The 21,052-nt window shown below is 69.2% G+C and carries 16 protein-coding genes; 9 read left to right on the top strand and 7 right to left on the bottom strand.

The features are described from left to right. The first annotated feature begins 84 nt into the window (after positions 1-84). From GOALK_RS05190 to GOALK_RS05160, 7 genes are all read left to right on the top strand, one after another. The gene (locus tag GOALK_RS05190; RefSeq protein WP_006357751.1) at positions 85-1,176 is read left to right on the top strand and encodes an LLM class flavin-dependent oxidoreductase; all 1,092 of its coding nucleotides are present in this window, start codon (positions 85-87) and stop codon (positions 1,174-1,176) included. Between the two features lie 82 nt (positions 1,177-1,258). After that, positions 1,259-1,759, top strand: coding sequence for a flavin reductase family protein (locus GOALK_RS05185; RefSeq protein WP_006357750.1), 501 nt, complete (start codon positions 1,259-1,261; stop codon positions 1,757-1,759). Then, positions 1,756-3,066, top strand: a complete 1,311-nt coding sequence (locus GOALK_RS05180; protein WP_006357749.1) for a bifunctional 3,4-dihydroxy-2-butanone-4-phosphate synthase/GTP cyclohydrolase II — start codon at positions 1,756-1,758, stop codon at positions 3,064-3,066. Before GOALK_RS05185 ends, GOALK_RS05180 begins: the two co-directional genes overlap by 4 nt. A 64-nt stretch (positions 3,067-3,130) precedes the next feature. After that, complete coding sequence (locus GOALK_RS05175; RefSeq protein ID WP_006357748.1) at positions 3,131-4,987, top strand: GAF domain-containing protein; 1,857 nt, start codon at positions 3,131-3,133, stop codon at positions 4,985-4,987. Between the two features lie 86 nt (positions 4,988-5,073). Further along, positions 5,074-6,165 (top strand): phosphotransferase family protein, encoded by a 1,092-nt coding sequence (locus GOALK_RS05170; protein WP_006357747.1) that lies wholly within the window; start codon positions 5,074-5,076, stop codon positions 6,163-6,165. A gap of 71 nt (positions 6,166-6,236) precedes the next feature. Further along, positions 6,237-7,523, top strand: coding sequence for an acyl-CoA dehydrogenase family protein (locus tag GOALK_RS05165; RefSeq protein ID WP_006357746.1), 1,287 nt, complete (start codon positions 6,237-6,239; stop codon positions 7,521-7,523). 49 nt (positions 7,524-7,572) lie between these two features. Next, positions 7,573-8,325 (top strand): SDR family NAD(P)-dependent oxidoreductase, encoded by a 753-nt coding sequence (locus GOALK_RS05160; protein ID WP_006357745.1) that lies wholly within the window; start codon positions 7,573-7,575, stop codon positions 8,323-8,325. A gap of 9 nt (positions 8,326-8,334) precedes the next feature. Here GOALK_RS05160 and GOALK_RS05155 read toward each other — a convergent pair whose 3' ends face one another. From GOALK_RS05155 to GOALK_RS05130, 6 genes are all read right to left on the bottom strand, one after another. Then, the gene (locus tag GOALK_RS05155; protein ID WP_006357744.1) at positions 8,335-9,048 is read right to left on the bottom strand and encodes an HAD family hydrolase; all 714 of its coding nucleotides are present in this window, start codon (positions 9,046-9,048) and stop codon (positions 8,335-8,337) included. Beyond that, complete coding sequence (gene glmM, locus GOALK_RS05150) at positions 9,045-10,424, bottom strand: phosphoglucosamine mutase (RefSeq protein WP_006357743.1); 1,380 nt, start codon at positions 10,422-10,424, stop codon at positions 9,045-9,047. Before glmM ends, GOALK_RS05155 begins: the two co-directional genes overlap by 4 nt. A gap of 2 nt (positions 10,425-10,426) precedes the next feature. Next, the gene (rpsI, locus tag GOALK_RS05145) at positions 10,427-10,966 is read right to left on the bottom strand and encodes a 30S ribosomal protein S9 (RefSeq protein WP_006357742.1); all 540 of its coding nucleotides are present in this window, start codon (positions 10,964-10,966) and stop codon (positions 10,427-10,429) included. Beyond that, positions 10,963-11,406, bottom strand: coding sequence for a 50S ribosomal protein L13 (gene rplM / locus GOALK_RS05140; protein WP_006357741.1), 444 nt, complete (start codon positions 11,404-11,406; stop codon positions 10,963-10,965). The genes rpsI and rplM overlap by 4 nt, the downstream gene beginning before the upstream one ends. 178 nt (positions 11,407-11,584) lie before the next feature. Then, positions 11,585-12,892, bottom strand: coding sequence for a type VII secretion-associated protein (locus tag GOALK_RS05135; RefSeq protein ID WP_006357740.1), 1,308 nt, complete (start codon positions 12,890-12,892; stop codon positions 11,585-11,587). A 27-nt stretch (positions 12,893-12,919) separates the two neighbouring features. After that, positions 12,920-17,017, bottom strand: coding sequence for a type VII secretion protein EccC (locus GOALK_RS05130; RefSeq protein WP_035750530.1), 4,098 nt, complete (start codon positions 17,015-17,017; stop codon positions 12,920-12,922). Positions 17,018-17,116: 99 nt separating this feature from the next. Between GOALK_RS05130 and eccD the strand changes: the two genes are divergently transcribed. Both eccD and mycP read left to right on the top strand, forming a co-directional pair. Continuing rightward, on the top strand, positions 17,117-18,670 hold the full coding sequence (gene eccD, locus GOALK_RS05125) for a type VII secretion integral membrane protein EccD (RefSeq protein ID WP_035750527.1): 1,554 nt from the start codon (positions 17,117-17,119) through the stop codon (positions 18,668-18,670). Beyond that, complete coding sequence (mycP, locus tag GOALK_RS05120) at positions 18,670-20,067, top strand: type VII secretion-associated serine protease mycosin (RefSeq protein ID WP_006357737.1); 1,398 nt, start codon at positions 18,670-18,672, stop codon at positions 20,065-20,067. Before eccD ends, mycP begins: the two co-directional genes overlap by 1 nt. A 12-nt stretch (positions 20,068-20,079) precedes the next feature. On the opposite strand, the gene GOALK_RS05115 is transcribed toward mycP, so the two are convergent. After that, positions 20,080-21,033 carry a 4-hydroxy-3-methylbut-2-enyl diphosphate reductase gene (locus GOALK_RS05115; RefSeq protein ID WP_035750524.1) on the bottom strand — a complete coding sequence of 318 codons (954 nt, stop codon included), beginning with the start codon at positions 21,031-21,033 and terminating at the stop codon, positions 20,080-20,082. Positions 21,034-21,052: the final 19 nt, after the last annotated feature.

The raw sequence follows: 21,052 nt of genomic DNA, 5'->3' as shown, positions 1-21,052 counted from the left end.
CCTCCTCGGAGTTCCCAACACCCCCGTCCCCTGATTCTCCAATCCCCTCAATCTCCAACCCAACTGAACCAAGGAGTCAATGCAATGGATGTCGGCGTACTTCTCGTCTTCCAGAACTACCACGAGAACGTGAGCGACGAAGAGGTCTTCCTGCGCGACCTCGAGCTCGGCGTACTGGCCGAGAAGGCCGGTTTCGACTCGGTCTGGTCGGCGGAGCACCACTTCGACGACTACTCGATGTGCCCGGACAACTTCGCGATCCTGTCCTACCTCGCCGGCCGCACCTCGAAGGTCAAGCTCGGCATCGGCGCTACCATCCTGCCGTGGAACGATCCGCTGCGCGTCGTGGAGAAGGCCATCATGCTGGACCAGATGTCCGGTGGCCGTGTGCTTCTCGGCATGGGCCGCGGCCTGGCGAAGATGGAGTACGAGGCCTTCGGCATCCCGATGGACGAGGCCCGCCCGCGCTTCAACGAAGCCGCCGAGATGGTGCTGCGCGGCCTCCGCACGGGCGTCGTGTCCGGCGACGGCCCGATGTACCCGCAGAAGGAGATCGCGCTGCGACCGGCCCCGAACCCGAACACCTCATGGGACGGTCGGCTTTTCGCCGCGGCGATGTCGCCCGACTCGGTTCCGGTGGTCGCCGACCTCGGCGTCCAGATGATGACCTTCATGCAGTTCCCGTTCGAGCAGCACGCCGAGGCCATCAACGGCTGGAAGCAGATGTTCCGCGACGCCCAGGGCGTCGAGCCCGGCCCGCCGGTCATCCAGGACTTCGTCATCTGTCACGAGGACGAAGAGGAAGCCCGCCGACTGGCCTACGAGCACATCAACCGCTACTTCCTGTCGGTCATCAAGCACTACGACTTCGCCGGCAAGCACTGGCGTGAGACCAAGGGCTACGAGACCTACCAGGCGGGTGCGGACATGATCCGCGAGGCCGGCATGGAGGCCGCGGCCGATGCCTACGTCGAGGCGAACATCTACGGCACGCCCGAACAGTGTGTCGAGAAGTACGCCTACCGCCACGAGCTCATCGGCGACTTCCTCCCCAACGCGGCCTTCGCCTTCGGCGGTCTGCCCTTCGACGAGGCCGAGAAGAGCCTGAAGCTCTTCGGCGAGAAGGTCGTCCCCGAGGTCCACAAGATGAAGGCCAAGGCGCCCGCGGCGGTCTGATCCGCCGAACGACATCGCTGCGGCGCCGGCCCCTTCCCCGGCGCCGCAGCGACTCCAACCCCCAGATCATGCAGGAGGATCGGTGAACGAAACCGTTCTCGACCAGGTGGCCCTCGAGTTCCGTGAGGTCATGGCCAAGGTCTGCACGCCCGTCGCGGTCATCACGGCCTTCGACGACCAGCGACCGCACGGCACCACGGTCAGCGCGTTCACGTCGCTGTCGATGGGACCGCCGATGATCCTGGTCTCCCTCGACCGCGGCTCCGACCTCCTCGCGATCATCCGCCGCACCGGACGATTCGGTGTGAACGTGCTCGCCCACGATCAGGCCGACGTCGCGATGCGGTTCGCCCGCAAGGGCGCCGACAAGTTCGACGGGGTCGACTGGTCGGACTCCGCGCAGCTCCCCCGCCTCGACGGTGCCGCAGGCTGGCTGGGCTGCACCACCGCATCCCTGGTCGACGGCGGCGATCATGTTGTCGCACTGGGCAACATCGTCGAGACCGGCGTCACCTCCACCGCACCCCTCACCTACCACGACCGGGTGTTCGGCACCCACCGAGCATTCGAGGTCGCCCGATGAACACGACGCCCCTCCCCCAGGATCCCGACGCCCCGACGCCCATCGCGACGGAGGCGTCGACCCAGGCCGTCGCCCGCGCGGTCGCGGCCGTTGCCGCAGGCGGTTTCGTCGTCGTGGTCGACGACGACGACCGCGAGAACGAGGGCGACCTCATCTGCTCGGCGTCGTCGATCACCGACGAACAGATGGCGTTCCTGATCCGCCACACCACCGGCATCATCTGTGCCCCCATGACCGCCGACCGAGCCCGCCGGCTCGAGCTGCCGCAGATGGTCGAGGACAACCGGGACGCGCACGGCACCGCCTTCACCGTCACCGTGGACCACAAGGACGCCGGCACCGGGGTCTCCGCGCACGACCGAGCCCTGACCGTCCGGGCCCTCGCCTCCGACGGCACCGCGGCCGGCGAACTGCGTCGCCCCGGACACGTCTTCCCGCTGCAGGCGCGTGACGGCGGGGTCCTCACCCGCGCCGGTCACACCGAGGCCGCCGTCGACCTGGTCACCCTGGCCGGTGCCGGCGAGGTCGGGGTCATCGGTGAGATCATCGCCGACGACGGGTCGATGCGGCGTGGCGACGACCTCCTCGCGTTCGCCGAACATCACGGACTGCCCGTGCTGCGGATCGCCGACCTCGTGGCCCACCGGACCGCCGCCGGTTCGTTCGTCCACCAGATGGCCACCGCCGCGATGCCGACCCTGTTCGGCGACTTCCGCGCGGTCGCCTACCGCTCGGACATCGACGACACCGAACACCTCGCCCTCGTCATGGGCGACGTGGCCGCCGCCGGGGCCACCGCCGAGGGCGCCCTGGTCCGCGTGCACAGCGAATGCCTGACCGGCGACATCGTCGGGTCGCTGCGCTGCGACTGCGGAGCGCAACTCGAGCAGGCGCTGTCGGCCATCGCGGCGGAGGGCTGCGGAGCGGTCGTCTACCTGCGCGGACACGAGGGCCGCGGGATCGGACTCGGTCACAAGATCCGCGCCTATGCACTCCAGGAGCAGGGCCTCGACACCGTCGACGCCAACACCGCACTCGGACTCCCGGTGGATTCGCGCACCTACGGCACCGGCGCCGCGATCCTGAAAGACCTGGGCATCCGCCGCGTCCGCCTGATCACCAACAACCCCGCGAAGTACGGCGGACTCGGTGGCCACGACCTCGACATCGTCGGGCGCGTCGGCCTGCCGACCGTCTCCACCCCCCACAACGTCCGGTACCTCCGCACCAAGAAGGAGCGGATGGGCCACGTGCTGTCGGGCGACACCGTCGTGCGAGAGGCGCCGACCGGGACGACAGGTGCATGAATCACCTCACACGACATTGCTACTGTGAGGTTCATCATGATCTGTCGGTGAGGAGGCCGTGCCGATGACATCCATCGCGGAGCGAGGAGTCGATACCGGTCTCGACTCCGAGGGCGGGTCGGCACGTGCCACCGGCCGCGAACGCGATGTCATCGCGGCCTTCGCCGAGATCACCACCGAGGCCATCACCGACACCAAGCTCGAGGATCTCCTCAGCCTGGTGGGCCAGAAGCTCTGCGCACTCCTCGGCGTCACCCGCTGCTCGGTGTACCTGCGGCACGCCAACGGCAGCTATCGCGGTGCGGCGGGCTTCTGCGAGGACGCCGGCGACATCACCGAGGCCGTGAAGAGGCAGATCTCCGGCTTCGACGGCGACCTCTTCAGCCAGGAGGTCATCAACACCCGCGCGCCCGTCGTCATCGCCGACGCCCTCAACGACCCGCGTCCCCACCGCCGGACGATGACGCACTGGGACGTCCGCGCGATGCTCGGCGTCCCGCTCACCTTCGACGGCGCGGTGATCGGGCTGATCTTCGTCGACAGCCGCGGCCGCGAACACGAGTTCACCCCCGAGGACATCGAGGTGGCCGAACTGTTCGCCCGCCTCTCTGCCCTGTTCATCAGCCAGGCGATGCTCAACACCCGCCTGCGTGGTCAGGCCGCCGAGATCGCGCGCAACAACGCCACCCTGGCCTACCTCGCCGACGTCCACCACCGCCTGACCAGCGCGGTGCTCGAGGGCGCCAACATCCACCGCGTCGTCGAACTCCTGTCGGAGCTGTCGGCCAAGCCTGTGGTTCTCTACAACAACTCGTTCGACGTGCTCGCCTGGGCCGCGCCGGAGGCGCTCAAGCTGACCGCTCCCCCGGTGATGAGCGAGAAGGTGCGGGCCACCACCTCGGTGCGCCAGGCTCTCGCCGAACTGTCCGTCAGTACCCCGTCGGCGATCGTCCCCGCGCAGCTCGCGGTCGGGCTCGGTCGCCGGCATCTCATGTGCCGCCTGGTGATCGAGGGCAGGCAGACCGGTTTCCTCGGCATCGTCGAGGTGGGCCGCAGCCTCGAGGCCCTCGACGCGAACATCGCCGAACGCGGCGCGACCGTCCTGGCGCTGCAGATGCTCTCCGAGCGCCGGCAGATCGAGACCGAGGGTCAGGCGCGCGACGACTATCTGTCGGACCTGCTGCGCAACAGCCGCGACAAGGAACACCTGGTCCGGCGTGGCCCGCAGTTCGGCATCGACCTCACCAATCCCCATGTCCTGGTTCGGTTCACCGTGGACGACGCGACCGACCGGCTGACGGCGTCGGCGATCCAGTCGCTGGTCACCCGTACCTTCGCCTCGGTCATGTCCATCTCGCCGCCGCCGGCCGTCCGGCTGCCCGGGGCGGTCATCGTGATGGTCCGCCTGGAGTCCGACGACCTCGACGAGGTCGGGAGCGTCCGCGACCACGTGTCGACGATCCGCGAGCGGCTCTCCGGTGACCTCTCTCTCGGCGCGACCCTCATCTCCGGGATCTGCCGTACCCCCGCCGACTATCCGCACGCCCATCGCGACCTTCGCGAGATGGGTTCGGTGGCAAAGTCGTTCGGTTGGAACGAGCGGGTGATGACGCTCGACGAGCTCGGCCTGTTCCGGGTGATCGTGTCCAGCGGTCACGTCAAGGAGGCCCTGCACTTCGCACACTCCTTCGTCGCACCCGTCCGACAACACGACGACGGCACGCTCCTCGCCACGTGGCGGGCCTTCGTGGCCGCCGACGGCAAGGTCCAGGCCACCGCGACGGCACTCGACGTTCACGAGAACACCATCCGGTACCGCCTCGGACGGATCAAGGAGATCGCACGACGCGATCCGACGTCGCTGGACTGCCTGCTGTCGGCGAAGATGGCCTTCCAGGTCCTCGACCTCGCAGGTCAGTGACCTGCGACGACACCCATTGGAGATTCCTCCAACGGGCTCGCAGGACGACGGTTCTCCCCGGGGCGGACACGCCATAGGTTCATCTCATGGCCCGCAGCACGATCCCCGACCGCCCCGCCCCCGATCAGATCCGGGTCGACACCGAGGAGATCCCGGTGGACACCGCGGCACTCGCGGTGTGGATGGACGACGAGGGCCTGCCCGGTGGGGACGGCATCGACCTCCGGCCGCTGCACGGCGGCACCCAGAACATCATGGTGATCGTCAGCCGCGGCGGACGGGACTACGTGCTCCGGCGCGGTCCCCGACACCTGCGCCCGCAATCGAACGCCGCGATCGCACGCGAGATGACGCTGCTGTCCGCGCTGAGCTCCACCGACGTCGCACACCCCCGGTTCGTCGCCGGCACCACCGACACCGACGTTCTGGGGGCCACCTTCTTCCTGATGGAGCCCGTGCAGGGGTTCAACGCGGCCGACAGCCTGCCGGCCGCCTACGCCGCGACCGCCGAGGGACGCGAGGCGATGGGTTACGCCCTCGTCGACGCGCTCGCCGGGCTGGCGGCCGTCGACCACTCCGCCATCGGCCTCGACGACTTCGGCAAACCGGACGGCTTCCTCGAACGGCAGGTGCCGCGGTGGCTCGCCGAACACGAACGGTACGCCGCCACACCGGGATACCCGGGCGGGACGTTCCCCGACCTCGACCGGATCGCCGGCTGGCTCGACGACCACCGCCCCGCTGATTTCCGGCCCGGTCTGCTGCACGGCGACTACCACGTGGCCAACGTCCTCTACGATCACCGCACCCCCGACGTCGCGGCCATCGTCGACTGGGAGATGGCGACGGTCGGCGACCCACTGCTCGATCTCGGTGTGCTGCTGGCCATCTGGCCCGATGACCCGCGGCAGCCGGACCTCTACGAGAGCGCGCTCGGCCAGGCCGGCGATCTACCGAACCGATCCGCGGTCATCGCCCGCTATGCCGAGCGCTCCGAGAGGAACCTCGACGCGCTCGACTGGTACACCGTTCTCGCGAGTTTCAAGCTCGGCATCATCCTCGAGGGCACCTATGCCCGCTCCTGCGACGGCAAGGCACCCCGCAAGGTCGGCGAGCGACTGCATCGCTACGCCGACGGCCTCTTCGTGCGCGCCCGCGAGATCATCGCCGGCTCCTGACACAGCCCCTCCCCCGGATCGGACCACGATCCCCTTCTCGTCAGACCCCCACAGAAACGGAGCACACCACCATGGCCTGGGATTTCTCCACGGAACCCGACTTCCAGAAGAAGCTCGACTGGATGAAGGACTTCGTCCGCACCGAGGTCTTCCCGCTCGAGACCCTCGACCTCGACTGGGACCAGCTGCGCAAGGCGATCGCCCCGCTGCAGGAAGAGGTCAAGGCCAACGACCTGTGGGCCGCCCACCTCGATCCCGAACTCGGCGGACAGGGATACGGCCAGGTGAAGCTCGGCCTGATGCAGGAGATCCTGGGTTCCACCCCGTACGGACCGCTCGTGTTCGGTTGCCAGGCACCGGATTCCGGAAACTGCGAGATCCTCGCCGCGGTCGGCACCGACGAGCAGAGGAAGCGGTGGCTCGAGCCGCTGCTCGCCGGCGAGTACTACTCGTCGTTCGCGCTGACCGAACCCGACAACGCCGGCGCCGATCCCACCAACCTCACGACCACCGCGGTCCGGGACGGGGACGAGTGGGTTCTCAACGGCCACAAGTGGTTCATCAGCAACGCGGCCACCGCCGACTTCATGATCGTCGTCGCTGTCACCGATCCCGACGCCGAACGCCACCGTCGCACATCGCAGTTCATCATCCCCATCGACGCCCCGGGTCTCGACGTGGTCCGCGACATCGGTTCGGTCGAGAACCCCCGCCCGCGCCCGTACACCTACGGCTCGCACTGCGAGGTCGTGTTGCGCGATGTCCGGGTCGACGACTCGGCACTGCTGGGCAACCGGGGCGACGGCTTCCTGATCGCGCAGAAGCGCCTGGGCCCCGGCCGAATTCACCACTGCATGCGCTGGATCGGCCAGGCGAGCCGCGCCTTCGACATGATGTGCGAACGCGCCACCTACCGGTACGCCCACGGATCGGTCCTCGCCGACAAGCAGACGGTCCGCAACTTCATCGCCGACTCCGCGGCCGAGATCCAGGCCCTGCGACTCATGACTCTGCACGCGGCCTGGCGCATCGACGAGGAGGGCACGGCGGCCGCCCGCAAGGACATCGCGCTCATCAAGTTCTTCGGCGCCAAGATCCTGCACGACGTCATCGACCGCGCGCTCCAGGTGCACGGCTCACTCGGGTACAGCGCGGACCTGCCGCTGGAGTCGATGTACCGGGCCGCCCGCGCCGCCCGCCTCTACGACGGCCCCGACGAGGTCCACCGCGACAGCGTCGCCCGCCAGTATCTGAAGGGGTACTCGCGGCCGGCCGACGACCGCCCCACCGAGCACATCCCCACCCGCCGCGCGGCCGCACAGCGTCGGTTCGCCGACCTCCTTGCCGAGCAGCCCTGACACCAGCCGCATTCACCCGTCCCGTCCCCTCACCAGAAAGCGAACACACATGTCTCTCAACGGAAAAACCGCGATCGTCACCGGCGCGGCACAGGGCATCGGTCAGGCCACCGCCATCCGCCTCGCAGCCGACGGCGCCCACGTCGTCGCCGCCGACATCCAGGACTGTGAGGTCACCCTCAAGGAGATCGCCGAAGCGGGCGGCTCCGCAGAAGCGATTCGTCTTGACGTCCGCGTAGCCGATGACTGGTCGGCCGCCGTGGAGCAGATCACCGCCTCCCGCGGGTCGATCGACTGCCTGGCCAACGTCGCCGGCGTCGTCAACATGATCAGCGAGGACACCGTCGTCGGCCTCACCGAGGAAGCGTGGGATCACGTCGTCGGCACCGACCTCAAGGGTGTGTGGCTCGGCATGCGGGCGGTCATCCCGGGCATGATCGCGGGCGGCGGCGGCCGCATCGTGAACATCTCGTCGATGGCCGCGCTGCGGGGTCTGCCGAACCTGGCGTCGTACTCGGCGGCCAAGGGCGGCGTCGTGGGTCTCACCAAGCAGGCGGCCTACGAGTACGGACCGCAGAACATCCTGATCAACGCCATTGCGCCGGGCACCATCGACACCCCGATCCTGGCCGACATCACCGAGGAGATGCGGCAGGCGAATGCCAACGCCCACATCGTGCGTCGGCTCGGCCGTCCGTCGGAGATCGCGTCGATGGTCGCCTACCTCATGCGTGAGGGCGACTTCCTGACCGGCGAGATCTACCCGGTCGACGGCGGCTGGGCCGCCAAGGGGAACTTCTGAGAGGAGATCTCAGGCGCGCAGTTCGATGCCGTGAGCCGTCACGGCATCGAGCAGCGCGGTCGGGCGATCGGCCGACGGCACGTCGTGCACCAACGCGAAGGAACATCCGAGCGTACGGGCACCGCCGTCGGCCTTGTCGCTGTCCCCGACCATCAGCACGTCGCCGGCCGGCACACCGATCGGGTCGAGTGCGGCGCGGAAGATGCGCGGGTCGGGTTTGATCGCGCCGACCTCATAGGAGAGCGCGTAGGCGTCGACGAGGTGGTCGATGCCGTGCAGCGCAAGGACTTTGCGCAGATCGAAGGCGATGTTGCTGACGATGCCGATCGGGATCCCGGCGCCGGCCAGGCGCGTCAGCACCTCGACGGTGTCGGCGAAGGGCACCCACGAGTCCGGGTCGAGGACCCGGTCGTAGAGCGCGTTGGCGTGACCGGCATTGCTCAAGCCGACCGTACGCAGCAGGGCAAGATACCCGACCCGATGCAGTTCCGGGTCGAGATCCCTTCGCTCCCAGGCAGTTCGGTCGTCGCCCTCGACACCTTCGGGCAGGCCGACCGGCGCAACCATCCGGCGGATGATGTCTGCCTGGCGTTCCGGGGTGAACGACTCACCGGCGTCGTCGAGGAGATCGACGAACCAGTCGTCGCGCGCCTCGAAGCGGAACAGGGTGCCGGAGAAGTCGAAGAGGACCGCCCGCGCCGTGTTCGTCTCACCCGGGGTCATGCGCCGGCAGCCGCGACGACGTCGGCGAGGCCACGGGCGACCGCGCCCGCCTGCTCCGCCGTGCCGGCCTCCACCATGACGCGAACAAGTTGCTCGGTTCCCGAGGGACGCAACAGAACCCGACCGGAGTCTCCCAGTTCGGCCTCGGCGTCGACCACCGCCTGCTTGACCGTCTGCGACTCCGCGACCGCATGCTTGTCGGCGACGCGGACGTTGATGAGCTCCTGCGGCAGCACCGTCACGATGCCGGCGAGGTCGGCCAGACGCGACGACGTGGCCGCCATGCGGGCCATGATCATCAGGCCGGTGAGGATGCCGTCACCGGTGGTTCCCGAACCCGGGACCACGATGTGGCCGGACTGCTCGCCACCGAGGGAATACCCGCCACGACGCAGTTCCTCGACCACATAGCGGTCGCCGACAGCGGTCGTGCGCACCGTGATCCCCGCCTCGCGCATCGCGATGTGCAGACCGAGGTTGCTCATCACGGTGGCGACGAGGACGTTCTCGTGCAGACGCCCCTTGTCGGCGAGCGACGTCGCCAGGATCGCCATGATGGCGTCGCCGTCGACGATCTGACCGGTGGAATCCACTGCCAGACAACGGTCGGCGTCGCCGTCGTGCGCGAGACCGAGATCGGCGCCGTGCTCGAGGACGGCCGCCTGCAGCTTGTCCATGTGGGTCGAACCGCAGTCGGCGTTGATGTTCAGACCGTCGGGATCGGCGTGGATCGTGATGACGTTGGCACCTGCGTCGGCGTAGGCCAGCGGCGCGAGTTGCGACGCGGCACCGTGTGCGCAGTCGACGACCACCGTCAGACCGTCGAGACGCTCGTCGATGGCCTGCGCCAGGTGACGGCGGTAGCGGTCCCCGGCGTCCGGTGCATCGAGGACGCGACCGACCGCGGCACCGATGGGCCGGACGAAATCGTCGTCCATCGCCGCTTCGATGCGGTCCTCGATCTCGTCGTCGAGCTTGTGCCCGCCGGCGGAGAAGAACTTGATGCCGTTGTCCGGCATGGGATTGTGCGACGCGGAGATCATCACGCCGAAGTCGGCGCGGTAGTCCGCGGTGAGGAACGCGACCGCCGGGGTGGGCACGGTGCCGACGCGGATGGCGTCGACGCCGGTCGCGGCGAGTCCCGCACACACGGCGGCTTCCAGCATCTCGCCGGAAGCACGCGGGTCACGACCCACCACCGCACGCGGACGGCGTGTGGCAACCGAATCATCCGGGCCGCTCGCTTCGCTCCCGGCGCCGGTGGAAATGTCTGAGAAAACGACCGCGGCGGCCGAGGCCAGGCGCAACGCGAGCTCGGGAGTGAGCTCGGCGTTGGCCAGGCCTCGGACGCCGTCGGTACCGAAAAGGCGTGCCAAGATCAGCGCTTGGAGTACTGCGACGCCTTGCGGGCCTTCTTCAGGCCGTACTTCTTGCGCTCGACCGCACGCGGGTCACGGGTGAGGAATCCGGCCTTCTTGAGGGCGGGACGATCATCCGGGGTGACCTCGATGAGGGCACGGGCGATGGCCAGACGCAGCGCGCCGGCCTGGCCCGAGGGGCCGCCACCGACGAGCTTGGCGAAGATGTCGAACGACTCGGTGCGCTCGACGAGAACCAGCGGAGCCTTGATCAGCTGCTGGTGCACCTTGTTGGGGAAGTACTCCTCCAAGGAGCGGCCGTTGAGCTTGAACTCACCGGTGCCCGGCATCAGGCGAACGCGGACGACGGCTTCCTTGCGGCGGCCGACGGTCTGGATCGGGCGGTCGATCACGATCGGCTCGCGGGCCTCTTCGACGGCCGGAGCGGCGTCGTAGTCATCGGCTGCAGCCTCGACGGCCTCCACTGCCTCCACGGCCTCGATGACCTCGACAGCTTCTTCGACGGCCTCGACGGCCTCGTTGATGTTCTCGTTGGTCACTGGGCCACCTGCTTGATCTCGAAGGGGACGGGGCGCTGGGCCGCGTGCGGATGATTCGGGCCTGCGTAGACCTTCAGCTTCGAGGCCATGGCGCGACCGAGCTTGTTCGAAGGCAGCATGCCCTTGATGGCCTTCTCGATGACGCGCTCGGGGAAGGTCTCGAGCAGCTCAGCGGTGGTGCGGGACTGCAGGCCACCGGGATGCCCCGAGTGGGTGTAGTTCAGCTTGCGCTCGGCCTTGTTGCTGGTCAGCGCAACCTTCTCCGCGTTGATGATGATGACGAAGTCACCACCGTCCATGTGCGGGGCGTAGGTCGGCTTGTGCTTGCCGCGGAGCAGGTTCGCGCTCTGCACGGCCAGCCGGCCGAGCACCACGTCGGTGGCGTCGATGACGTGCCACGTACGCGTGATGTCACCGGCCTTCGGGGTGTAGGTAGGCACAGTTGGTCCTCAACTCTTGTCTTTAGGGTGCTGGTCGGGCGCATGGCGGAGGTTGTTCCCGGCGACCAGTGGGGACCCGGGCCTCTTCTGCCCGTACACACGCGTGTGTGACAGGCGCCGAGCACCAGCGATCCAGGTTACGCGACCGTGCAGGTCAGGGTCAAAACGCCCACCCAGGTCACTCCACCCGTACCGAGCGAACGGCTCGCGCGCACTCGTCGTCGACCGACTCGGCGGTCGTCCCGGCCTGACATCCGATGGACACCTGCAGACCGTCGTCGACGATGACGTACCAGCGGATGGCGCTGCCCGAGGCAGGTGCCTCGCGATAGCTGATGACATCGCGTCCGGCGTACTGCGTGTCCGCGGAGAACTCCGTGACGACGTCGTCGCCCCGCTGCCCGATCCGGTTGCGGAGGCTGCTCGCGACCGATTGCGGGGTCGACCCGTCCCGCAGTTCGGTCAGCACCGCGATGATCCGCCCGCCGTCGGCCTCGGAGACGAAGACCGCGCGCCTCGTGGTCGGGTCGTCGGTGGCGTCGCTGGGCGTGTCCTGCCCGCTCTGCCGCCAGTCCCCGGGAACCGACAGCGTGGCGCGGCCGACGGCGACCTCGGAGTGCGCGGGTGCCGGGTCGTCCCGCTGCCACCAGCCGACCGCGAATGCGCCGGCCACGACCAGTACCGCCGCGGCCGCCGCACCGGCCAGCACCCGGCGACTGCGCCGCGTCGACACGCCCGCCGCCGGTTCCGCCGGATCGCCGGCCACCGGCACGGCGTCGTCCGCGGCACCGCCGGTCCGCCCGCCCAGACGGACGACGAGGTCGCGGTCCACCGGCACGACCCGGCCCGCGATCGCGTGCGCGGCGACCAGGTCGATCGCCGCCGACACCTCGACCGGGTCGTCGCCGTCGACGAAAACGGCCTCGACCGCGTCGTCGATGATCGCGAGTCCGTCGGCCTCCTGGTCCCCCTGCTCGATCAGCCCGGAGCGTTCGAGAAGCCAGCCCTCGGGGTGGCGTCGCACGATCTGTACGTCCCACGCCGCGGGCCGCGGACGGGCAGGATCGGCGGGCGGTTCCGGGATGTGGGTGGTCTCCACCACGGCACAGCGCTGCACGGTGATGTCGGCGTGGCTGCGCGCGATGAGGACCGCGCGCGGAAGAGACGTCAGCAGTGTCTCCCTCGCCCTCCCGCCGCCGACATCGGCCAGCGAGGACGCGCGTCGCGGTCCCCAGGTGCTCGGGTGCCCGACGATGAGCGGGCGATCGGGGTCGGCCGCGATCCCCAGGTCGGCGAAGGCCATCTGCCACGCCTGCCGCAGATGACGCCGACGGCCGTCGGCCACGACCGTCATCTGGTCGACGGCGTCCAGGAGCGGTCGCAGGTCGATCCCGGGATCCCGGATGCCGGTGGCGGGTTCGAAGATGCGGGGCCGGCCGTACGCGAGGTCGACGACCGTGCCACGACCCGGGTTCACCCCGCTCACGCCCGCACCTGTCTCACCCGACGCCGCTCAACGCTGGTCCTCGGCCGGTACGAGAGCGACCTGGATCATCTCCTGCGGACGCACGCGGGAGACCAGCTCACCGCGTCCGGGGACCAACCGCTGCATGCGGCTGCGACCGGCGATGAAGCCTTCGTCGCGATCCCCGCTCATGAGCAGGATGTCCGACGACAGGTCCTTCAGCCGGGCGATCACCGGGTCGAACATCGCCCGGCCGAGGCCACCGGAGCGGCGGGCCAGGATGATGTGGAATCCGATGTCCCGGGCGTGTGACGCGAACTCGATGACCGGCAACAGCGGATTTCCCGCCGAGGTGGACACCATGTCGTAGTCGTCGACGACGAGGTAGACCTCCGGCTTGCCCTCCAGCCACGAACGCTCCCGCAACTGCTGAACGGTCACGTCGTCCGGGGGCATGCAGCCCTTCAGGTACACCGCCAGCTGGTTCATCAGCGTCATCGCGTTGTCGTGCGAACTCGCATAGCCCGCGAGGTGATCACCGTCGACGATGCCGAGCATCGTGCGGCGGTAGTCGATGAACGCGATCTTCACCTGCTCCGGGGTGCCACCGGCGACGAGTCCGCGGACGATCGCTCGCAGCACGTTGGTCTTCCCGTGCTCGACGTCGGCGAAGACCATGAAGTGCGGCTGGGCGTTGAAGTCGAGGACCACCGGGGCCAGCTCCAGTTCGCCGACACCGATCGCGACCTGGTTGAGCGACAACGTGACCCCGGCCGCGGTGAGTCCGTTCTGCACCGCCGCCATCTCTATCTCGGTGCTCAGCTTGCGCACCGGCATCGCCGAACGGCCCGGATACGCGGCGGCGAGCTTCTCCGCCGAGGCCGCGACGCCGGCGGGCAGTGACTCGGCGCTGCTGACCGGGTCGAGACGCGGCAGCGCGATGAGCATGTGGAGTTCCTCGGCGGTGAGACCGCGGCCGGGACGGTTCTGCGGGACACCCGCGGCGGCGCGACGACCCATCTCGGAATCCGTCGGATCGCCGAGGCGCAGTTCGATGCGCGTGCCCAGGAGGTCGCGGACCGCCGGGCGGATCTCGGCCCACCGCGAGGCACTGACGATGACGTGGACGCCGAAAGACAGACCCTGGGAGACGATCGTGGTGATCTGCTCCTCCAGCGACTCGAGTTCGGAACGCAGGACGCTGATGCCGTCGAGCACGAAGAAGACGTCGCCGAAGCGGTCACCGGCCAGCGGATCGTCGGGGGCGAAGGTCCCGGTGGCGAACCAGTCCGCACGGCGGGCCCGGTAGTCGCGCATCGATTCGACGCCCAGGCGGGCGAACAGCATCTCACGGGCCCGGATGATCGCCCCGACCTCGGCCACCGTGCGGCGAACGGCATCCATGTCCCCACGGGACGCCACCGAACCCACATGTGGGAGTCCGGCGAGGCCGGCGAGGCTGCCGCCGCCGAAGTCCAGGCAGTAGAACTGCACCTGTTCCGGGGTGTGCGTGGCGGCCGCGGTCATGATGATCGTGCGCAGCGTCGTCGACTTTCCCGATTGCGGCCCGCCGACCACGGCGACGCTGCCGGCCGCGCCGGACAGGTCGACGACGAGCGGGTCGCGTCGCTGGTCGTAGGGGCGGTCGACCAGACCGATGGGCAGGGCCAGGTTGCCGGGGACCGCCGGTTTGGTCCAGTCCCGCGCACCCACGAGGTGTTCCACGGTCGGCGAGTTCTCGAGCGGGTCCAGCCACACGCGGTGTGCCGGCGGGCCGGCGCTCTCCATGCGGCCGATGATGGTCTGCATCAGCGTCGGCACCGACACCGAAGCGGATTCGAAGTCGGCGGGCCCGTCGGGCGCGGCGTCGAGGGCCGGGGGCTCCTCGTCGAGCAGGCTCGCCGCCTGGTCCAGCAGCGACCGCGACGAACCCTCGTCGAGCGGGACCGGCAACGCGGTGAAGACCTTGAGATTCCCCAGTCGCGGGGACCCCGGCGCCGCGGAGTCCACGGAGTCCTCGGCCACGGATGGCGAGTAGTACGGACCCGAGACGTACGAGGTGTTGAAGCGAACCGGGTCATCCGAGTCGCACTTCAGATACGCCGAGCCGGGAACGCTCGGCAGGTGGTAGGCGTCGGGGACACCGAGCACCGAACGGGACTCGTTGGCGGAGAAGGTCTTCAGACCGATGCGGTAGGACAAGTGTGAGTCGAGGCCGCGCAGCTTGCCCTCCTCGAGTCGCTGCGAGGCCAGCAGCAGGTGGATGTGCAGCGACCGGCCCAGACGGCCGATCGCGACGAACAGCTCGGCGAAATCCGGTTTCTGCGACAGCAGTTCGGAGAACTCGTCGACGACGATGAACAGCGCCGGCAGCGGATCGAGACGCACGCCCGAGGCGCGGGCGCGCTCGTAGTCGGCGACGTTGGCGTAGTTGCCCGCCGCACGCAGGACCTCTTGGCGGCGGTTCATCTCACCCGACAGCGCATCCTTCATGCGGTCGACCATCGACAGTTCCTGCTCGAGGTTGGTGATGATCGCCGCGACGTGTGGAGCGGACTCGAGTCCGAGGAACGTTGCGCCGCCCTTGAAGTCGACGAGGACGAGGTTCAGCTCGGTCGGCGAATGCGTCGCCAGCATGGCGAGGACAAGCGTTCGCAGGAACTCGGACTTGCCCGAGCCGGTCGCACCGATGCACAGGCCATGCGGTCCCATGCCGCCGTGGGCGCTCTCCTTGATGTCGAGTTCGACGGGCGCGCCGCTCGGTGTGTAGCCGATCGGCACCCGCAGACGTTCGCGGCCGGTGCGCCCGCGCCAGGCGGTGGCCGGGTCGAATCGGGCGGCGTCGTCGATGCCGAGAAGTGCGGGCAGGCCCGGATCGGTGGACGTCGCCTCGGATTCCAGGTTCGCCAGGGTCGCCGCGGTCGCCAGGCGGTACCGGGCCATGCGGCGGGCGATCGCCTCCGCCTCGGCGATGGTCAGCGAGTCCATGTCGGCGAATTCCTCGACGCCCGCGGCACTTCGGGCCGACACCTTGCCGCCGCGCACCACGAGCTGCAGGCCGCGCCGGACCGCGAGACCGTCCGGCGGTGCGGTCAGGTCGAGGACCGTGACACCCTCCATGCCGGCCGAGCTGAGGACGCGTTCGTCGCCGGCGACGTAGCCGTCGTCGATGATGACGACCAGGTGGGCACGATTCCCGCTCGGCGGGGCGGACCGGCTGAACCGGCCGCGTTCGAGAAGGTCCGCGGCCAGTGCGTTCTCGAGATCGGCGAGCGTCGGATAGATCATCCGCATCGGGCCGATCCCGTCGCGCAGCGTCGGATGACCTACGTGCGGAAGCCATTTCGCCCAGTCCCAGGCCTCGCCGGCCGGGTCGCCGGTGACGATGCCGATGTGCAGATGGTCGGGACCGTGGAAGGCGCACAGCTCGACGATCATCGAGCGGACGAGTTCGCGGGTCTCCTGCCGCGCGCCCTCGATGTTGATCGCCGGGAAGCCGCGCAGCGAGATCGACCGGGGCAGGCTGTAGACCGCCGAATGGGTGCGCACGAACCGTCGCAGAGCGACCATCGACACCGGTTCGATGTCCTCGAGCGGGCCGGTCTCCGGCGGCATCAGACGGGTGGCCAGGCGCTGGACGCCGACTCCCACACGCACATGGGCGAAATCGTTGTCGGCGGGACGCCGCTCCCACATGCGCCGGCTGCCGACGACGTCGAGCAGTGCGTGCGGGTCGGGATGACTCCACGTGCGTGCGGCGCGCTGGTTCTCGACGGTGTCGAAGACCTGGCCGCGCAACTGCCCGAGGTAGCGGAAGTAGTCCTTGCGTTCCTCGTTGAGTTCCGCGGCACGCTTGCCGCCGCTGCGCCCGCCGGCGGCGAACATGCCGAACATCGACATGAGCATCATCAGCGGGAACATCATGAACAGCGGGTTGGTCAGGATGTTGCGGCCACCGGTGACCATCATCAGCGCGATCATGCCGACGACGGCGACGATCATCACCACCGGCAGCAGCTTCATGAGCAGGTTGCCGGGTACCACGCGAGGGACGTCGGGCGGCGCCTGGATGTTGACCTCGCCCCCGGGCATGCGCGGCGGCGTGATGCGTGGCCGACGCACGAACCCCTCAGTGGTCGTGACCACTCGATCCCCCTGACACCCTCGAGCTGTGTATCCCCGGGCGGGCGAACCCGCTGAAGTTGGCTATGTTAGCTGCTGAACCCTGGGGGAGGATTGACCTGTATGTCACCTGTGGACGGATTCGCACCGGGATACCCGACGACCACCGCGGACGGCACCGCCGGTGACCGGTCACGCTCGGACACCGCGATCGAGCCGCAACTCGTACGCGTGTCGGTGCTGGGCGGCAACACCCAGCTCGACGTCGGCCTACCCGCCGGCATCCCGATCGCCGGTCTCATCGGTGACCTCGTCGCGCAGATCGAGTCGCGCAACCCAACCCGGCACGACCCGGACGACCCCGACGCCGATTCGCGCGGCCGCGGCCGTCCGCACGACCGGCAGAACCGCTGGACCCTGGCGCTCGTCGGGCAGGAACCGCTGCCCCTGCACCGCTCGCTGTCGGAATCGGGGATCCGCGACGGCGACCTGCTCCTGCTGACCTCGACCCGCACCGATGAGTCGCCGGTCCTCTTCGACGACGTGGTCGATGCCGTTGCGCGGCTGAACGAATCACAGTTCGTGGGTTGGACCGCGACGTCGGCGCGATACGTGGGACACGCGCTGGCCCTCGTCGCGGCGGTCGTTGCCGCGGCGGGGCTGGCCGCGAGCCGGATCGACAGCGGCGCGCTGTGGCTCTCGGGATTGTCCGGCCTCGCCGTGATCGGTCTCGTGACCGCGGCAACGATCGTCGCGCGCTACTACCGTGATCAGCTCAGCTCGACGATCCTGTCGGTCTGTGCGGCGCCGATGGCGTTCGTGACCGGCATGATCCTCACGCCCGGTTCCTACGGTGCCGCGCATCTGACACTCGGATTCGCCCTCACCCTGGTCACCGCCGTCATCACCTACCGGATGACCGCGGTCGGCGCGACCGCACACAGCGCGGTGACCGGCGCCGCTGTCCTCGGTGCACTCGGATGCGGTGCGCGTCTGCTCCTCGACGCCGACACCTCCGATGTCGCGGCCGTGATGGCGGCGGTGGGACTCCTGCTGATCGGACTGTCCCCCCGACTGACGATCCTGCTCGCCAAACTGCCGCTGCCGCCGGTGCCGACCGCGGGAGCTGCCATCGACATCAAGGACATCGAGCCGCAGCCGTCCATCGAAGGCATCGGCGCGATCGGGGCCACGGCACTGCCGAAGGCCGATGCGCTGGAACGACGCTCGTACATCGCCAACGCGTACCTGACGGGCATCGTCGGCGGCCTCACCGCCATCGTGGCGATCTCGGCGGTGCTCACCGCCGCTCCCCTCGCCGGCTTCGAGTGGAAGAGCGCCGCCTACGCCGCGATCATCGGCGTGGTCCTCTGTCTGCGCGGTCGCTCCCACAGCGACCTCTTCCAGGCGGCGATCCTCATCATCGGCGGCTCGCTCGTGGTGCTCACCCTGCTGGCGGGCCTGGCGTTCGGGGACGGCCGGTGGCCGATCATCTCCTTCGCGCTGGGCGGCGTCGTCCTCGTCGCCGCGCTCGTCTTCGGAGTCGTTGCGCCGCACCAGGATTTCTCCCCGGTAATGCGCCGCTGGGCGGAGATCGGCGAGTACATCCTCGTCGCGCTCATCGTCCCGCTGCTGCTGTGGTTGCTCGACCTGTACCGGATCGTCCGGGAGATCTGATGTCCCGGACGACGACCCGGGCTGCGGCGCCCGTCGCGCTGGCGCTGACCGCGACCCTGCTCGGGTTGACCTCCTCCCCCGCCGCCGCGGTGACCCCGCCGCGCGTCGACGCGTCGGCGCTGATCCGGTCGGCCCCGGTGGCACCGCCGGAACCGACCGAGCAGAGCCATCTCTGCAACACCGCGACCCTCACCCGCAGCACCGCGAATCCGACTGCTGCACAGTCGATGATGAACCTCGAGGAGGCCTGGCGCTTCAGTCGCGGCGCCGGGCAGCGGGTGGCCGTCATCGACACCGGCGTCACCCCGCACCCACGTCTGGGACGCGTCACCGCCGGCGGCGACTACGTCTCCGGCGGCAGCGGACTCGAGGACTGCGACGCCCACGGCACGCTGGTCGCCGGGATCATCGCCGCGCGGCCGAGCAGCTCCGACGCCTTCGCCGGGGTCGCGCCCGCGGCGTCGATCATCGCAATCCGCCAGTCCAGCAGTGCGTTCAAGGCCAAGAACAATCGTCGCGGCGACGATGCCGCACCGTCCGTCGGCTCCGGTTTCGGGTCCGTCCGCACGCTCGCCCACGCGATAGTCCGCGCCGTCGACCTGCGGGCCACGGTGATCAACATCTCCGAGGTGGCCTGCGCTTCGTCGGCGGCCAAGGTCGACGACCGCGCTCTCGGGGCGGCGATCCGGTACGCCTACGACCGTGACGTCGTCGTGGTGGCGGCGGCCGGCAACGTCACCCGGGACGGCGCCTGCCGTTCACAGAATCCGGCGCCCGCAGCCGGCAATCCTGACGACTGGAGTTCGGTCTCGACCGTCGCGAGTCCCGCGTGGTACTCACCCTACGTCCTGACCGTCGGCGCGGTCGACGCCGCCAGTGGCAGACCGAGCGAGTTCAGTCTGCACGGGCCGTGGGTCGGGGTGGCCGCGCCGGGCACCGACATCGTGAGCCTCGACAGCGCGAGGGGGTCGAACCGGCTGGTGTCGGCGCAGACAGCCGAGGAGGGTCCGCTGCCGCTGATCGGGACGAGCTTCGCCGCGCCCTACGTCGCCGGCACCGCGGCGCTCGTTCGGGCACGGTTCCCCGGACTGAGCGCTCGCGAGGTGATGGATCGCATCACCTCGACCGCCCACTCCCCGGGCACCGGGCACGACCAGCGGATCGGCCACGGCGTCGTCGACCCGGTCGCGGCCCTCACCGCGGAGCTGTCCGCCGAGGAACAGGCCAGGCAGCAATCGGCCCCGATCGCCGCGCCCGCACCGCCGACGCCGCCGGATCACACCGCCCGCAACATCGCCATCGCCGGAGCGGGGATCAGCGCCGCGGTCATCGCGGCTGTCCTGGCCGTCGCTCTTCCCCACCGTCGGGTGCGCAAGCTCGATCCCGACGAGTTCTGATCGGGGAGGTTCTCAGCCGGATGTCCGCGCGGGACGCAGCTCGCGCGGCAGCGCGAAGGTGAGGGTCTCGTTGGCCGTGTTGACGGTCTCCACCGTGTCGTAGCCGCGCTCGGCGAGGTAGTCGAGCACGCCGCGGACGAGGACCTCGGGCACCGATGCACCGGAGGTGACGCCGACGGTGTTCACACCCTCGAGCCAGGTGTCGTCGATCTCACGGGCATAGTCGACCAGATGACCTGCCTTGGCACCGGCCTGCAGGGCGACCTCGACCAGGCGAACCGAGTTCGACGAGTTCTGCGAACCGACCACGATGACGAGATCGCACTCGGGCGCCATCGCCTTCACGGCGACCTGACGGTTCTGGGTGGCGTAGCAGATGTCGTCGCTGGGCGGATCGTTGAGCAGCGGGAACTTCTCCCGCAGGCGACGCACCGTCTCCATGGTCTCGTCGACCGACAGCGTCGTCTGCGACAGCCAGACCAGCTTGGACTCGTCGCGCACGGTCACCGAGTCGACGCTGTCCGGGCCGTCGACGAGCTGGATGTGCTGGGGGGCCTCACCGGCCGTCCCCTCGACCTCTTCGTGGCCCTCGTGACCGATCAGCAGGATGTCGTAGTCGTCCCGCGCGAATCGCTTGGCCTCCTGGTGCACCTTCGTCACCAGCGGGCAGGTCGCGTCGATGGTCCTCAGATTCCGTTCCGCGGCGGACGCATGGACCTGCGGCGACACGCCATGGGCCGAGAACACGACGATCGCACCCTCGGGCACCTCGTCGGTCTCCCCCACGAAGATCGCCCCGCGGTCGGCAAGGGTCTCGACCACGTGCCGGTTGTGCACGATCTCCTTGCGGACGTAGACGGGAGCGCCGTGCTTGTCAAGGGCGCGCTCGACCGTCTCCACCGCGCGGTCGACACCCGCGCAGTAACCGCGGGGTTCGGCGAGCAGGACACGCTTCGTCTCAGACATGTCTCCAGGGTACGGGTTA

Source organism: Gordonia alkanivorans NBRC 16433, from assembly GCF_000225505.1.
Classification (GTDB): domain Bacteria; phylum Actinomycetota; class Actinomycetes; order Mycobacteriales; family Mycobacteriaceae; genus Gordonia; species Gordonia alkanivorans.
This window is presented reverse-complemented; position numbering and strand designations above follow the sequence as displayed.

Bases quoted from the DNA above. Each gene is read 5' to 3' on its own strand.
- GOALK_RS05190 (WP_006357751.1), top strand. From the start codon at position 85: ATGGATGTCGGCGTACTTCTCGTCTTCCAGAACTACCACGAGAACGTG.
- GOALK_RS05180 (WP_006357749.1), top strand. From the start codon at position 1,756: ATGAACACGACGCCCCTCCCCCAGGATCCCGACGCCCCGACGCCCATC.
- GOALK_RS05175 (WP_006357748.1), top strand. From the start codon at position 3,131: ATGACATCCATCGCGGAGCGAGGAGTCGATACCGGTCTCGACTCCGAG.
- GOALK_RS05170 (WP_006357747.1), top strand. From the start codon at position 5,074: ATGGCCCGCAGCACGATCCCCGACCGCCCCGCCCCCGATCAGATCCGG.
- GOALK_RS05165 (WP_006357746.1), top strand. From the start codon at position 6,237: ATGGCCTGGGATTTCTCCACGGAACCCGACTTCCAGAAGAAGCTCGAC.
- GOALK_RS05160 (WP_006357745.1), top strand. From the start codon at position 7,573: ATGTCTCTCAACGGAAAAACCGCGATCGTCACCGGCGCGGCACAGGGC.
- GOALK_RS05155 (WP_006357744.1), bottom strand. From the start codon at position 9,048: ATGACCCCGGGTGAGACGAACACGGCGCGGGCGGTCCTCTTCGACTTC.
- eccD (WP_035750527.1), top strand. From the start codon at position 17,117: ATGTCACCTGTGGACGGATTCGCACCGGGATACCCGACGACCACCGCG.
- mycP (WP_006357737.1), top strand. From the start codon at position 18,670: ATGTCCCGGACGACGACCCGGGCTGCGGCGCCCGTCGCGCTGGCGCTG.
- GOALK_RS05115 (WP_035750524.1), bottom strand. From the start codon at position 21,033: ATGTCTGAGACGAAGCGTGTCCTGCTCGCCGAACCCCGCGGTTACTGC.